Origin of the sequence: Curtobacterium sp. NPDC089991, from assembly GCF_044748425.1 — a bacterium.
Lineage (GTDB): Bacteria > Actinomycetota > Actinomycetes > Actinomycetales > Microbacteriaceae > Curtobacterium.
This window is the reverse complement of record NZ_JBIVGB010000002.1, coordinates 417,423-431,854: the sequence shown is the minus strand read 5'-3', so window position 1 is coordinate 431,854 and position 14,432 is coordinate 417,423. Positions and strand designations below refer to the sequence as shown.

The following is a 14,432-nucleotide window of genomic DNA, read 5'->3' as shown; positions in this document are numbered from 1 at the left end:
CGGGTTCCGGTGTGCTCACTTCGCGGCGGCGACCAGCGACGACACCGGCACGGCGCCGGCGAGGACCCGGCCGTCGTCGGTCAGGTAGACCGACACGAGCGAGGTCTGGACGGCACGGCCGCCGTCGACGGCCTTCGTGAGCTGGCCGAGCAGGCCCGACGCCTCGTCACCGAGGGACGACTGGTCCACCGTGCCGGCGGGGAGCTCGGCGATCGTGCCCCAGCCTTCGCCCGTCAAGGTCGGCTCGTCACCGTCGTGCGCGCCGCGGGCGTGGTCGCCCTTCGCGTGCGCACCGTGCTCGGCGTCGGACAGGTCCTTCTCGGTGACCTTCGCGTTCGACGGGGGAGTGAAGTCGAAGAGCCGTGCGGCCGGGGCGCCGTAGTCGAGGCTCGTGAACCCGACCTGCACCGCGGGGTCGTCCTGCCCGGCGGCCTGGATCGTCGCGCGCAGCGGGAGCCCGGTCTGCTGGTCGACCGCCAGTCGGACGGTGCCGACCAGGGTGTCGGAGGACTTCGGCGTCAGCGTGATCTGCCAGGCGTCGTGACCCGCGACGCTGACCTCGGTCGGCTTCGAGACCGTGGTGCTGGGGGTGATGGCGTCGATGGCTTGCTCGGCGATGTCGGTCGGCGTGGTGGTGCCGTCCTGCGGGTCCTTCGCGGTGTCGGAGGGCAGGGTCACGTGCGTGGCCGTGCGCTCCTTCGAGTCCCAGGTCCAGACCTCGGACCCGTTGCGGACCACGTCCTGCTCGGCGAGCTGCTGCGTCAACTGCACGCGCTGCTTGTCGGCGCCGTCGACGTACACGCGGGCGGTGTGCGACGAGGTGAGCAGCCCGAGCACGTCCGAGGCGTCGCCCTCGAGCGAGGAGCCGCCGGAACCGGTCGGCAGTTCGGGGAGTCCCAGGTCGCTCGACTGCGAGAGCTTGCCGGAGTACTGCGCGTCCGAGGACTTCGCGATGCTGGCGATGACGTCGGCCGCGGTCGGGTTCGTCCCCGCGATCGGGTCGTTCGCCGCGTTCGCGATCATCGGGGCGGCGACGGCGCCGGCGACGACCACCGGCGCGATGACTGCTGGCAGCCAGGCTGACTTCTTCATCGGGTTCCCCTCGTGGAGCATCGGAGTCGTGAGTACGGTACGTCCGGCCCCCGACAGGACGCTGGGCGTCTCGACTGGGGAGAACATGTTGTCCACACTCGTTCATCGGACCCCACCGCGTCGTCAACCTCCGGTATGATCGGACCCATCACGATCAGCCCGTCGCCATTCGGCCCGGGCTGATTTTCTTTTCACCTGGGGGTGTGGTGGTCGAGTACTCGAAGCCCTGGCTCACGCTGGATCAGCAGGTCGAGCAGAGTCGGTTACTACCGCCTGACGGGGCTACCTCCACCCGCTCCGACAGCCGGACTCCGTTGATCGTGGATGCGAAGTCGCGGGGCACATCACGCTGCGTGAGACGTACCGAACCGGAGCGTCGATCGAGCACGCCCGTTCCCTGATGGCCTTCGACCGCGCGCTGCGGATCTCGGCGCGCCGGAGAGTTGGGGTCTGGAGTCGATCTGGCGGCCCGCGGAAGGTTCGTAGACTCGGGACGCGACCGACGGCGGTCGCGTGGCGGCGAAGGAGGCGGCATGCGGGCGGTGCTCGGTCTGGACATCGGGACGTCGAGCACGAAGGCGCTGCTGGCCCGGTTCGACGGCACCGTGATCGCCGAGGTGAGCCGTCGGCACGACGTCGACCGTCCGGCCCAAGGCCTTGTCGAGATGGACGCGGCGGTGTGGTGGGACGAGTTCACGACGTTGACGCACGAGCTCCTCGCGCTCGTCCCGGATGCCGACGTGCAGGCCGTGGGCGTGAGCGGCATCGGCCCCTGCGTCCTGCTGACCGACGACGCGGGTGATCCGCTGCGCCCGGCGGTCCTGTACGGCATCGACACCCGGACGGCCGACCTGCTCGACGAGGTCACGGCGGAGCTCGGGGGCGAGGACACGATCCGCGCCCGGTGTGGCTCCGGACTGAGCACCCAGGCCGCCGGCGCGAAGCTCGCGTGGGTCGCCCGCCACGAGCCCGACGTCTGGGAGCGGGCGGTCCGGTTCACGATGCCGGCGTCACGCGTGGTGGAGCTGCTGACGGGGGAGTACGTCCTCGACCACCACTCGGCCAGCCAGACCACCCCGCTCTACGACGTCCACGAGAACACCTGGATCACCGAGTGGTGCGAGCAGCTCGCGCCCGGCCTGCCCCTGCCGCGGCTGCTGTGGTCCGGCGACCAGGCGGGCGTGGTGACGCGCGAGGCGGCCGCGGCCACGGGCCTCCCGGTCGGTATCCCCGTGACGGCCGGCACCATCGACGCATGGGCGGAGGGCGTGAGCGTCGGGGAGTCCGTGCCGGGCCGGATGTTCCTGCAGTACGGCACCACGATGTTCATGATCGCGCCGACCGCCGAGCCGACGCCGGTGCCGGGCATGTGGACGACGGTCGGGACGCACCCGGGACAGCCGAGCGTGTCGGGTGGGATGGCGACCTCCGGGGCGATCACCGACTGGCTGCGTCGGCTGGTCGACGGCGAGTGGCCGACGATGCTCGAAGAGGCTCGGTGTGCGGGCATCGGCGCGAACGGGCTGCTGATGCTGCCGTACTTCGCGGGGGAGCGGACGCCCATCGCCGATCCGGACGCGCGCGGGGTGATCGCCGGGCTGACGGTGCGGCACACGCGTGGGGACATCTACCGGGCGACGCTCGAGGCGACGGCCTACGCGGTCCGGCACAACATCGAGGTACTGCGTGCGGCCGGGGTCGAGGTCCGCGAGCTCGTCGGGGCCGGCGGCGGGTTGCTCGGACGGCTCTGGCCGACGATCGTGAGCGACGTGACCGGGCTGCGGCAGACGGTGCCGTCGGTGACCGTGGGAGCGTCGTACGGGTCGGCGTTCTTGGCGGCGCAGCTCGTGGCCGACGTCGACATCCGGCAGTGGAACCCGCCGGCCACGGTCATCGAGCCGGACCCCGTCGCGACGGCGGCCTACGAGCCCGGGTACCGCGACTACCGCGAGCTCTACGAGGCGACGAAGGCCGTCGTGCACCGGCTAGCCGCGCGCAGCTGACCGTTCGACACCGCGCAACGGACACAGCACCGCGCAGATGCACGGTGCTGTGTCCGGAACCTGGTTCCGCGGGAGTGCCGCCGCGCCTACGCCTGGGCGTCGACGCCGGCGGGCGCGCTGCCGTCGTACTCGCAGATGGCCTGGACCTTCGAGGCGCTCGCGCTCGTCCGGTCGAACTCGTAGCCCAACCACTCCTTCGCCATCCGGCGGGCGACCTCGACGCCGACGACCCGCTGGCCCATGCAGAGGACCTGGGCGTCGTTCGACAGGACCGAACGCTCGACGCTGAACGAGTCGTGCGCGGTGACGGCGCGGATGCCCGGGACCTTGTTCGCCGCGATCGCGACGCCGAGTCCGGTGCCGCAGATCAGGATCGCGCGGTCGGCCTCACCCGACGCGACGAGTCGCGCTGCGTCGACGGCCACGTGCGGGTACGCGGTGTGCCCGTCCGCGTCGACGCCGACGTCGACGACCGACGCCACCCGCGGGTCGGCCTGCAGGTCCTGCTTGATGATCTCCTTGTAGTCGAACCCGGCATCGTCCGAGCCGATCACGAGACGGTACGTCATGCGTGTGTTCCTTCCAGTTCGTTCGCACGGGCAGCGAGGACTTCGCCGACCCGCGTGAGGATCATCCCCATCGAGGTGGCACCCGCGTCGGGTGTCCCCAGGCTCTTCTCCGCCAGCGGCCGGGCACGCCCGACCTTCGGCGTGAGGTCGGCTGTCTTGTCGGCCTCGTGACGAGCGACTTCCGCTGCAGCCTGCCACGCGTCGGTGAGCGAGGAGCCAGCCGACACCGAGGTCCGCAGTGCATCCACGAACGGCAGCAGTGCGTCGAGCAGCGTCTTGTCCCCGCGGGACGCCCCGCCCAGGTGGACGATCGAGTCGGCGAAGGCCTGTGCGGCCTCCACGACGTCGGACGCCTCGTACGCGGAGCGGTCGTCGCGCAGCGACCGTCCGAAGGCCTCGAGTGCCGCACCCCACAGGACTCCCGAGGTGCCGCCCGCGAACTCGGCCCACGCGTCACCGGCGCGTCCGAGGACGAAGGCGACCCCTGCCTCCTGGCCGACCCGGTCGACTGCCTTCCGAGCCGCGCCGATCCCCTTGACCATGCCGCGTCCGTGGTCGCCGTCGCCGGCGACGGCGTCGATGCGGCCGAGCTCCTCCTCGTGCTCCCGCAGGAGCGCGTCGATCGCCTCGATCGCGTCGCGTGCCGTCTGCGCGGCCTGCCGGGAGGCATCACTCGCGTCCGGCACGACCGTCGCCTCGTCCTCGGCGTCGTCCACCGCGTCGGCCGGCAGCAACGCTGCGATCGGCGCGGCCGCCTTGCGGTACGCGGGCGTGTAGGTGTCGGCACGCCACAGGGGGTCGAGCTCGTCGTCGAGCCACTGCAGGGTCAGCGAGCAGCCGCCCATGTCGAGGCTCGTGACGAGTTCACCGACCTCGGGTTCGACGATCTCGAGGCCGGCGTCCCGCAGCAGCGGGAGGACGCGTCCCCAGAGCAGGAACAGTTCCTCGTACTTCGTGTCGCCGAGGCCGTTCAGGATCGGGGCGACCCGGGTACCCGCGTTCGCCGGTCGGTCGGCGAGCAGCCGTTCGACGAGCAGCCCCGCGAGGTCGGTCGCGCGGAGCAGTGGGACGTCCTCGATGCCGGGCTCGCCGTGGATGCCGAGCCCGAGTCCGAGGTGGCCGTCGGGCACGGTGAAGAGCGGCTCGGTGGCGCCGGGCATGGTGCACCCGGAGAACGCGACACCGATCGTGCGGGTGGCGGCGTTCGATGCGTTGCCGAGGCGCTCGACCTCGTCGAGGTCCGCGCCCGCGGCGGCCGCGGCACCCATCGCCTTGAAGACCGAGAAGTCCCCGGCGATGCCACGGCGCTTCGACTCCTCGTCGGCGCTCGCGATGTCGTCCGTGACCACGACGATCCGGGTGTCGATGCCCTCGGCGCGCAGCCGCTCGGCGGCGAGCCCGAAGTTCATCGTGTCACCGGCGTAGTTGCCGAACGACAGCACGACGCCCTTCCCCTGGTCGGCCGCCTTGGCGACCGAGTACACCTGCGCGGTGGACGGCGAGGTGAAGACGTTGCCGACGACGGCGCCGGTGGCGAACCCCGGGCCGACGATCCCGCAGAACGCGGGGTAGTGGCCGGAACCGCCGCCGACGACCACCGCGACCTGGGGGTCGGCGCCCTCGGTGGGCAGGGTGACGACGCCGCCGTGGACGCCGCGGACGCGGTCGGCGTAGAGCGCGAGCCAGCCGGCGAGCTGGTCCTCGGCGAACTCGTCGGGGGCGTCGTGGATCGTGGTCATGCTGGAGTCCTTCAGTGGGAGGTGCGGGTGCCCTGCGGCACCTTGAGGAAGTGGATCATCACGAACGCGCAGGCGTACAGGCCGACGAACGTCCAGGTCGCGGCCTGACCGCCACCGCCGAGCGCGAAGACCGCGGCGACCACACCGGTGCCGAGGAACGCCGCGCCGCCGGCCGCCGTCGTGTACATCGCCATCGCGGCGCCCTTGTGCTCGGGGGCGAGCGCCGGCATGATCGCGCCCATCGGCACGAAGCCGGCGAGCAGGCAGCCGAACACGCAGCCGGCGACGACGGAGAGCACGTAGCCCCAGTCCGACCCGGCGGGGACGAGCTGTGGGACATACCACCAGGCGATGAGGCCGAGGGCGGACCCGACGATGCCGAACCACTTGACGGTGCGCTGCCAGCCGATCTTGTCGCCGACCCAGCCGAACAGGGCGTTCACCAGGATGTTCGTCGCGTAGACGCACACGGTCATGAGCAGCCAGCGGCTCTGGCCCCACCCGCGCTCGTTCGCGATCACGGCGGGCAGGACGACGAACATGCCGAACTCGGGCGCGGTGTTGATCAGGCGGACCAGGAAGCCCATCAGGATCTTCGGCCGGGTGACGGTCAGGCGGATGCCGCTCGTCAGCACCTGCCAGGCGCTCTCACCGGCCGGTGCGATGCGGGAGAACCCGTTCGGCAGCCGCACGCCGAACAGCATGATGAGGAAGCCGATCACGACGAGGCCGATCGAGGCGACCATCGCGCCGGTCTCACCGATCGTGCCGCCGCCGAACACCGGGATGGCGCCGATCGCGAAGAGGGAACCGAGCGTCGGCAGGCCACCCGTGAAGGCGACGTAGAACCAGCCGACCGCCGAACCGTTCCGCTCGACCGGGGTGGTGATGTTCACCCAGACCAGGAACGCGAAGGCGAAGAGCGGGTAGCCGAAGCCCCGGACGGCGTAGGCGACGGCCGCGAACGGCACGCTGCCGATGTTCAGCGCGAGCAGGAAGAGCACCTCGAAGACGACCCAGACGGCGAACCCGAGGATCATCACCCGGCGCGGCCCGATCAGGTCGGAGAGGGCGCCGGAGACGTAGCTGCCGATCAGGGCGGCGAGGCTGTAGAAGGTCACGATCGTCGCGACGGTGGCCTCGGGACTGCCGAGGACCGCGACCATGTGCGGGGTGATGAAGTTCGACTCGACGCCGTTCCCGGTCATGAAGACCAGGACGGCGACGAACCCGAGGGCGAGCGGGCGGGGGATCCCCATCCGGTCGAGGCGGCCCTCGGCGCGAGGGGTCGTGGGCGCACCGGTGGCGCGCTGTGTCGTCGTTGACATGCTTGCTGACTCCAGGGGTCGGCGGGCTCAGGCCTGCAGGGACGGGAGGATCGAGACCTTGACGCTCGCGCCGGCGGAGTCGCCGACCAGGTCGAGGGCCTCTTGGAACCGCTCGAGCGGGAACTGGTGCGTGCAGATCTCCGACATCGGCAGGGTCTCGGCCTCGAGCAGCTTGATCGCCGCCGGCCAGGTGTGCGGGCCGAGGTGGGCGCCCCGGACGTCGAGCTCCTTGTCGTCCGAGATGATCGACCAGTCGACGGAGACGGCGTCCTTGAACACCGAGTACTCGACGAAGGTGCCGAGCTTGCGCAGCAGGTTGAGGCCCTGGGGCACCGCCGACGGGTGGCCGGTCGCCTCGATGTAGACGTCGGCGCCGTAGCCGTCGGTGAGCTCCTTGACCCGGGCGACCGCGTCGTCCTCGGCGATGTTGATCGTCAGGTCCGCGCCGACCTTGCGTGCCAGCTCGAGCTTCGCCTCGACCACGTCGAGCGCGATGATCCGGAGCGGGTTCTTCTGTCGAGCACCGGCGATGGCGGAGAGGCCGATCGGTCCGGCGCCGGCGATCACGACGGTGTCGCCGAACTTGATGTCGCCCCGCTCGACGGCGTGGAACGCGCAGGACAGCGGCTCGGCGAACGCGGCGACCTGACCGGGCAGGGCGCTCGACACCGGGTGGGTCAGGGCCTTGGCGGGGACGAGCACGTACTCGGCCATCGCGCCGTCGTAGCCCTTGAAGCCGAACATGTCGTGGACGTTGCACATCCAGTACGCGCCTTCGAGGCAGTACCGGCACTCCCAGCACGGCACGATCTGCTCGCACGCGATGCGGTCGCCGAGTGAGACCTTCCGCTTCGCCAGGGTGTCGTCGTCGCCGGACACGATCGTGCCGACGAACTCGTGCCCGGGGATGCGGTCCGTCTCGGCCCAGGCGGCGCGGTTCTCGTCACCCCAGAACTTCGCGGCGCCGTGGTAGCACTTCAGGTCGCTCGCGCAGATGCCGACGGCGTCGGTGCGGAGCAGGAGCTCGCCGGGACCGGGCGTCGGCACGGGGCGTTCCTCGAGCCGGTAGTCGCCCGGGCCGTGGACGACGACGGCTCGCATCGTCGTGGGGATGGTCGTGGTGGCGGTCGTGGCCGCGTTCTCGGTCGTCGTCGACATGCGCTGCTCCTTCGTTGGATGGCTTCGGCGACGACTGTACACCTCGCAGAACGTTTGTCCAGAACACAATTTCTGCTAGGTTCGACCCGACGCAAAGGAGCGAACATGACGACCAGCACCACCACCGACTTCGCCGCAGCCCTGCGCCCGGGCCCGGACACCGTCGACCTGACGAACGACTTCACCGGTCGCACCGCAGTGGTGACCGGCGGTGCCTCCGGCATCGGGCACGCCATCGCCCGGACACTCGCCGCACGGGGTGCGCGGGTCGCGATCGTCGACGTCCGTGCGGACGGCGCAACGACGGCGGCGGCCTACCTGCCGGCCGCGACCGATGCACCGGGCGCGGCCGACGCACCCGCCGCGACCGATGCGCCGGCCGCGGCCGCGGGCCTCCATGCCGGGTTCGGCTGCGACGTGACGGACGAGACGTCCGTGGCGCGCACCGTCGCCGACGTCGTCGCGCACTTCGGTCGCGTCGACGTGCTCGTCAACTGCGCCGGGATCGCCGCACTCGCTCCGGCGGACGAACTGTCCGCCGAGACCTGGTCGAGGACGATCGACGTCAACCTGACCGGCACCTTCCGCGTCGCCCAGGCCGTCGGTCGGCACATGCTCGCCGCCGGGTACGGGCGCGTGGTGAACATCGCTTCGCAGGCCGCGCACGTCGGCATCGACGGGCACGCCGCGTACTGCGCCTCGAAGGCGGGCGTCATCGGACTCACCCGTGTGCTCGCGCTCGAGTGGGGCGGTCGCGGCGTCACCGTCAACACCGTGTCGCCGACCGTCGTGCTCACCGACCTCGGCCGTGCCGCGTGGGCGAACGAGAACGGCATCCGGCACCAGGACGAGATCCCCACCGGCCGCTTCGCCACCCCCGACGAGATCGCCGCCGCGGTGCTGTTCCTGGCGGGGGAGTCGAGCGCGATGGTGAACGGCGCCGACCTCCGGGTGGACGGCGGGTTCACGATCCGCTGAGGTGTGCCGGGGATACGATCGGCGCATGTCCGCCGAGAACCCTGCCGCCGAGGGTGCCCGGACCCGGTTCCCGCTCGACACCGTGTACCAGGCGGCGCGGATGTACTACCTCGAGGACGCCACCCAGGTCGAGATCGCCTCGCGCCTCGGTGTCTCGCGTCCGACGGTGTCGCGGCTCGTGGCCGAGGCGCGCAAGGCCGGACTCGTACGCATCGAGGTCGTCGACCCGTTCCAGGACGAGACCGTCGCGCTCGCCGAACGGCTGCAGGTCGTGCTCGGCATCCGAGCGGTGCACCTGGCCGCCGTCACGCACACCGCCACGCTCGGCGCCGACCTCGCCGCGCCCCTGGCCGCAGCGGTCGAGGGCATGGGACTCGTCCCCGGCGACGCCGTCCTGATGTCGTCGGGCCGCACGGTGTACGACGTCGCACACGCCGGCATGCCGAGCCTGCCCGGCGTGCAGCTCGTCCCGACGGTGGGCGGGCAAGCCGACCCGATGCCGTGGTTCCAGACGAACGAGATCACCCGGACCGCCGCGGAGCACTCCGGAGCGATCCCCGCCTTCCTGTTCGCGCAGGCGCTGCCGTCGCCCGCGATGCGCTCCTCGCTCGACGAGGACCCGGCCTTCCAGCACGTCGTCGGGCTCTGGGGCCGGGCGAAGGGCGCGATCCTCGGCATCGGGGCGCCGACCCCGACGCGCGACGCCCTGGCGCGGGGCGTCCCCGTCGAGGACGCCGCGTTCGACCAGGCCGCCGGTGACGTCTGCCTCAACTTCTATGCCGCGGACGGTTCGCCCATCGAGTTCCCCGGCAGTGACCGGATGGTCCGGACCTCACGCGAGGTCCTGTCCGGTGTGCCGCACGCCGTCGGCGTCGCCGTCGGCAGCGCCAAGGTCGGCAGCATCGTCGGCGCGGTACGCGGAGGGCTCGTCAACGAGCTGGTGTCGGACGCCGCGACGGCCCGCGCCGTGCTCGACGCGCTCGCCTGAGCGGTCTGCTCGACGCCTGGCAGGTGCGCGTTCCTTCCCAGAACGGGCGCGATGGAAGGCGCTTTCGGGCATACCTGGTCGTTTCTTCGTGGCAGGTACGCCCGATTCGGGCAGGTACGCCCGAACCTAGTGTGTGCGCCGCACGTCCCAGAGGTGGTGGACGGGGTCGTGCGCGTAGTACGTCGCGAGGCTCGCGACGGTGAAGGCGCTGCCGTCCGACCGCAGTCCGGTGCGCTCGAGCTGGTCGTCACGGACCTCGTCGAACGCCCGCGCTGCCCGGTGTGCGGCCTCGCCGAGCTCCCGGACGACGACGGCCGGGTCCTGCTGGCCGTACCGGTCCTGGACCGCGGTGGCGTCCTGGTCCCAGTTCGGGAACGTCGGGGCGTCCTCTTTGAGCATCAGGGCGAGCCGCTCGGTCATCTTCCGGTGCACGTCGCGCACGTGGGCGCCGTACTCGAGTGCCGACCAGGTGTGGTCGTCGGGACGCTCGCGCACGTCATCCCGGCCGAGTGCGGTCGGCCACGCGGTCGTGTTCGCGTCGATGATCCCCGGCACGTCGCGGATCGACACCGTGGTGCCGTCGTAGCCGCACTCGGGGCAGGTGCCCTCGATGACCCAGGTCCAGCTCTTCGTCTCGGGTTCGATCGCCATGCGCCGATGTTATGTCCTCGTTACTCAGCCTTCCGGATCCGCAGGCGCATGCGGATCGGGCCCTCCCCCCGTTCGGGTGACACGCCGCTGCCTGGGAATCACCGGCCAATGACATTTCGGTCGCTCGGTAGCGTCGCTCGCTGTTCCTGAGCCGGTCTCCACCGGCCCGAGCCGGTCCCTGCCGGCTCGTCACGATCCTCGAGGAGAGACATGGGCTCCGATCCCAGCCATACCCCGACCCGGCCGCACCGACGTCTGCGCGAGAGCGACGTCACCGTGGTCGACAAGAGCATGATGCGCCGCGCGGTGAGCGGCATGGTCGTCGGCAACACGATGGAGTGGTACGACGTCGGCGTCTACGGCTACCTGGCGGTCACGATGGGGAAGGTCTTCCTGCCGACCGCCGAGCCCGCCGTGCAGATCCTGTTCAGCCTCGGTGTCTTCGCTGCGACGTACATCGCCCGTCCGCTCGGCGGCATCGTCTTCGGCCGTCTCGGCGACCGCATCGGGCGCCAGAAGGTGCTCGCGACGACGCTCATCATGATGGCGGCGTCGACGTTCCTCATCGGAGCGCTGCCCGCCTACGCGACGATCGGGGTGTTCGCACCGATCGTGCTGGTCGTGCTGAAGCTGGCGCAGGGGTTCTCCACCGGCGGTGAGTACGCCGGTGCGACGACCTTCGTGACCGAGTACGCCCCGGACCGTCGCCGCGGGTTCTTCGCGAGCATCCTGGACTTCGGCAGCTACCTGGGCTTCGCGCTCGGAGCGACCGTGGTTTCGGTGCTGCAGATCACCCTCGGCGAGGACGCGATGGTCGCCTACGGCTGGCGCTTCCCGTTCCTGGCGGCCGGTGTGATCGGCGTCGTCGCGATCTGGTTCCGTCTGCGCATCGAGGAGTCGCCGGTGTTCCAGGCGACCCAGGCGGCGCAGGAGGCCGCGTCCGAGACCCGCGCGTCCTTCGACGGAGAGCGTCCCGCGAACGTGCTCGTGATGGTCCGGGACCACTGGCGGCCGATCGTCATCGCGATCATGCTCGTCGCGGCGTCGAACACCGTCGGGTACGCCCTGACCTCGTACATGCCGACCTACCTGACCGACTCGCTCGGGTACTCCCCGCTCGACGGCACACTGCTGACGATCCCGGTGCTCCTGCTGCTGGCGGTCATGCTCCCGCTCACCGGCAAGCTGTCCGACAAGCTCGGTCGACGCGTCGTGATGTGGATCGGTGCCGCGACGACCGTGGTGCTCGTCGTGCCGGCGTTCATGCTGATCGGGCACGGTGCGCAGTGGTCCACGCTGGCCGGACTCGGGCTGCTCGCACTGATGACCGCGCTGTGGGTGTCGAACCAGGCTGCGTCGCTGCCGGCGCTGTTCCCGACCTCGACGCGGTACGGCGGCATGGGTTTCGCCTACAACATCGCCATCGCGGTCTTCGGTGGGACCACGCCCCTGATCGTGCAGGCGCTGCTGACCGTGACCGGGGACGAACTCGCCCCGGCGTACTTCCTGATGGCGATGAGCGTGGTCGGTGCGATCGGCGTCTTCTGCATGAAGGAGTCCTCGCGCCGTCCGCTGCCGGGTTCGATGCCGGCGGTGGAGACCGAGGCCGAGGCGAAGGAACTCGTGCTCACGCAGGACACGAACCCGAACCTGGACCTGGGGGACCTGCCGTTCGCCGCGCAGGACGCTGCCGCCCGGGCCGCGGGCGACGCCGCCGAGGCCGAGGCCGTGCCGGCGCGCTGACGCTGGGGGCGCTCGCGACGCGACCACGGGCGGGAGGCGCGGTGCAGGTCCGACCTGCACCGCGCCTCCCGTCTGTGCGTGCGCATGCTGCGACGATCCACGCGTCGATCGACTCGTGTTCTGTCGGAAGATGCGCACGCACGGGATGCGTGTGCATGCTGCGACGATCCACGCGTCGATCGACTCGTGTCCTGTCGGAAGATGCGCACGCACGCACCCGCACGCACCCGCCTCACTCGTGCCGGTGCTCCGACGCCGGGTCCACCGCCGGCCACACGGGGAACGGGTCCGCCCACCCGCGCCACAGGTCCGGCCCGGCCAGCAGCTCCGGCGGCGTGAGCAGCGCCCCGTCGAGGGCACGTTCGATCGCCCGCACGTCGAGCCGCTCGCCGACGAACCACAGCGCCTGCCCGATCGGGGCGTCGGCATCCCACGACGGGTTCGCGGTGGGGTCGAGCGCGAGCATCGCCCCGAAGCTCGACCACGAGCCGACGTGGTCCGGGCGTGACGCGAGCCGGAAGAACCCCTTCGAGCGGAGCACCCGGCCCGAGCTGCCGGCGGCCAGGTCCCGCTCGATCACGGTGGCCAGTCGCCCAGGGTGGAACGGCAGCGGCTCCCGGTAGCGCATCGCGACCAGGTCGTCGCGGGCGTCCCGGCCGGTGTCGGCGCCGCTCGACAGGGCGCGCATCCACCCGGCGCCCGAGGCCAGGACCCGAGCGGCCCCGCCGTTCGACGCGGGCAGGTCGCGCGCGGTCCGGAGTGCGGGCAGCGCCACGATCACGGCCTGCGGCGCGAGCCGGTGCAGCAGTGCGACCAGTGCGCGACGGCGGCGGAGGGACAGCGGAGCGAGACGGTCGAGCGCGATGACGGTCGCGTACTCGACGAGGGACGCCACCCGGTCGGCGGCCACGAACGCGTCGTCGACGTCGGACCACAGCAGGTGGGCGACGTCGTCGGCGCGCAGTACCCCGACCACGTGCCGGAGCACCCGGTCGTCACCGGTCTCGCTCCGGGCGGCGTTCGCGAGCATCATGCCCACGGCGCGGGCGTCGGAGCCGGGCTGCAGCGTGACGACGAGGCCGTGGTCGGCGTCGGGGCCGCAGGCGCGGTCGAGGTGGTCAGCCCGCTCGGCGACCGCGCGGGCCGCTGCGAACGCGCTCCCGTCCACGTGCATCCGGTGCCCGGTGGTGATCCGGGCGGCGACGCGGTCGGCGTCGGCCTCGTGGAGGGCGGTGACGAGGGTGATGGCAGCAGCACGCATGTCGGGTACCCTACCTGAAAACCGTTCTCAACAAGAGAGCGCCGACGGAGGAGAACCATGAAGGTCCGCAACTCGCTCAAGGCACTGAAGAAGATCCCGGGCTCGCAGGTCGTCCGTCGCCGCGGCCGGGTCTACGTCATCAACAAGCAGAACCCCCGCTGGAACACCCGCCAGGGCTGACGTCGGCGGTGGTCCGTAGGGTGGATCCATGCGACTGCTGCTCATCCGCCACGGCCAGACCCCCGCGAACGTGAACGGTGTCCTCGACGCCGTGGTGCCCGGACCCGGCCTGACCGAGCTCGGCCAGCAGCAGGCGGATGCCCTGCCGGCAGCCCTGGCCGACCGGGGGATCGAGCGGCTCTTCGCCTCCACCATGGTCCGGACGCAGATCACCGCGGCACCCCTGGCGGCGTCGCTCGGGCTCGAGCCCGTCGTGCTGCCCGGTCTGCGTGAGATCGAGGCCGGGGACACCCAGGGCAAGAGCGACAAGGTGTCCGTGCAGCTGTACATCTCGACGGTGCACGGCTGGTCCGGCGGGGACCGCACGACCCGGATGCCGGGGGCGGAGAGCGGGCTCGAGTTCTTCGAGCGGTACGACGACGCCGTGCGGCAGATCGAAGCCACCGGCGTCGGCGTGGCGGCGGCGGTGAGTCACGGGGCGGCGATCCGCACGTGGGCCAGCGCGGCCGCACAGAACACCCCGGACCACTTCGGCACCAAGCGCCACCTGGAGAACACCGGCATCGTCGAGCTCGAGGGGTCCTTCGCCGACGGCTGGCACCTGGTCGACTGGGAGGGCGAGCCGATCGGTGGTGACCAGCTCATCGACCGCACCGCGCTGGACCCGACCGGCGAGCGGTTCTGACGCGCGATCGCGACCGGGCGAACGGAACGAGACCAGACGAACGACGGGAGGCCCGGT

General features: G+C 71.3%; 13 protein-coding genes. 6 read left to right on the top strand and 7 right to left on the bottom strand.

Annotation, left to right across the window (positions count from 1 at the left end; genetic code table 11):
• Window positions 1-15: 15 nt before the first annotated feature.
• Window positions 16-1,092, bottom strand: a complete 1,077-nt coding sequence (locus ACIPV1_RS07230) for an outer membrane lipoprotein carrier protein LolA (protein WP_402726035.1) — start codon at window positions 1,090-1,092, stop codon at window positions 16-18.
• Between the two features lie 533 nt (window positions 1,093-1,625).
• Between ACIPV1_RS07230 and ACIPV1_RS07225 the strand changes: the two genes are divergently transcribed.
• Complete coding sequence (locus ACIPV1_RS07225; RefSeq protein WP_131921827.1) at window positions 1,626-3,095, top strand: FGGY-family carbohydrate kinase; 1,470 nt, start codon at window positions 1,626-1,628, stop codon at window positions 3,093-3,095.
• A gap of 86 nt (window positions 3,096-3,181) precedes the next feature.
• Here the strand turns inward: ACIPV1_RS07225 and ACIPV1_RS07220 are convergent, their stop codons facing one another.
• From ACIPV1_RS07220 to ACIPV1_RS07205, 4 genes are read right to left on the bottom strand one after another with little or no spacing between them, the layout of a single operon-like run.
• Complete coding sequence (locus ACIPV1_RS07220; RefSeq protein ID WP_123938530.1) at window positions 3,182-3,664, bottom strand: ribose-5-phosphate isomerase; 483 nt, start codon at window positions 3,662-3,664, stop codon at window positions 3,182-3,184.
• Window positions 3,661-5,403 (bottom strand): dihydroxyacetone kinase family protein, encoded by a 1,743-nt coding sequence (locus ACIPV1_RS07215; RefSeq protein WP_402726034.1) that lies wholly within the window; start codon window positions 5,401-5,403, stop codon window positions 3,661-3,663. Before ACIPV1_RS07215 ends, ACIPV1_RS07220 begins: the two co-directional genes overlap by 4 nt.
• An 11-nt stretch (window positions 5,404-5,414) precedes the next feature.
• Window positions 5,415-6,731, bottom strand: coding sequence for an MFS transporter (locus tag ACIPV1_RS07210; protein ID WP_207895492.1), 1,317 nt, complete (start codon window positions 6,729-6,731; stop codon window positions 5,415-5,417).
• Between the two features lie 27 nt (window positions 6,732-6,758).
• Window positions 6,759-7,889: a zinc-binding dehydrogenase gene (locus tag ACIPV1_RS07205; protein ID WP_123672438.1), complete on the bottom strand. Its 1,131-nt coding sequence runs from the start codon at window positions 7,887-7,889 to the stop codon at window positions 6,759-6,761.
• Between the two features lie 105 nt (window positions 7,890-7,994).
• Between ACIPV1_RS07205 and ACIPV1_RS07200 the strand changes: the two genes are divergently transcribed.
• On the top strand, window positions 7,995-8,867 hold the full coding sequence (locus ACIPV1_RS07200) for a GolD/DthD family dehydrogenase (protein ID WP_402726033.1): 873 nt from the start codon (window positions 7,995-7,997) through the stop codon (window positions 8,865-8,867).
• 25 nt (window positions 8,868-8,892) lie between these two features.
• Window positions 8,893-9,855, top strand: coding sequence for a sugar-binding transcriptional regulator (locus ACIPV1_RS07195; protein WP_402726032.1), 963 nt, complete (start codon window positions 8,893-8,895; stop codon window positions 9,853-9,855).
• Between the two features lie 126 nt (window positions 9,856-9,981).
• Here the strand turns inward: ACIPV1_RS07195 and ACIPV1_RS07190 are convergent, their stop codons facing one another.
• Entirely contained in the window at window positions 9,982-10,506 is a 525-nt protein-coding gene (locus ACIPV1_RS07190) for a DinB family protein (protein ID WP_402726031.1), read from the bottom strand.
• Between the two features lie 210 nt (window positions 10,507-10,716).
• Here ACIPV1_RS07190 and ACIPV1_RS07185 point away from each other — a divergent pair, with 210 nt between their 5' ends.
• Window positions 10,717-12,249, top strand: a complete 1,533-nt coding sequence (locus tag ACIPV1_RS07185; RefSeq protein ID WP_123338750.1) for an MFS transporter — start codon at window positions 10,717-10,719, stop codon at window positions 12,247-12,249.
• A gap of 232 nt (window positions 12,250-12,481) precedes the next feature.
• Here ACIPV1_RS07185 and ACIPV1_RS07180 read toward each other — a convergent pair whose 3' ends face one another.
• Window positions 12,482-13,510 (bottom strand): GTP-binding protein, encoded by a 1,029-nt coding sequence (locus tag ACIPV1_RS07180; RefSeq protein ID WP_402726030.1) that lies wholly within the window; start codon window positions 13,508-13,510, stop codon window positions 12,482-12,484.
• Between the two features lie 57 nt (window positions 13,511-13,567).
• Between ACIPV1_RS07180 and ykgO the strand changes: the two genes are divergently transcribed.
• Both ykgO and ACIPV1_RS07170 read left to right on the top strand, forming a co-directional pair.
• Window positions 13,568-13,690, top strand: a complete 123-nt coding sequence (ykgO, locus tag ACIPV1_RS07175; protein ID WP_022905672.1) for a type B 50S ribosomal protein L36 — start codon at window positions 13,568-13,570, stop codon at window positions 13,688-13,690.
• 28 nt (window positions 13,691-13,718) lie between these two features.
• Entirely contained in the window at window positions 13,719-14,375 is a 657-nt protein-coding gene (locus ACIPV1_RS07170) for a histidine phosphatase family protein (protein ID WP_402726029.1), read from the top strand.
• Window positions 14,376-14,432 lie beyond the last annotated feature (57 nt).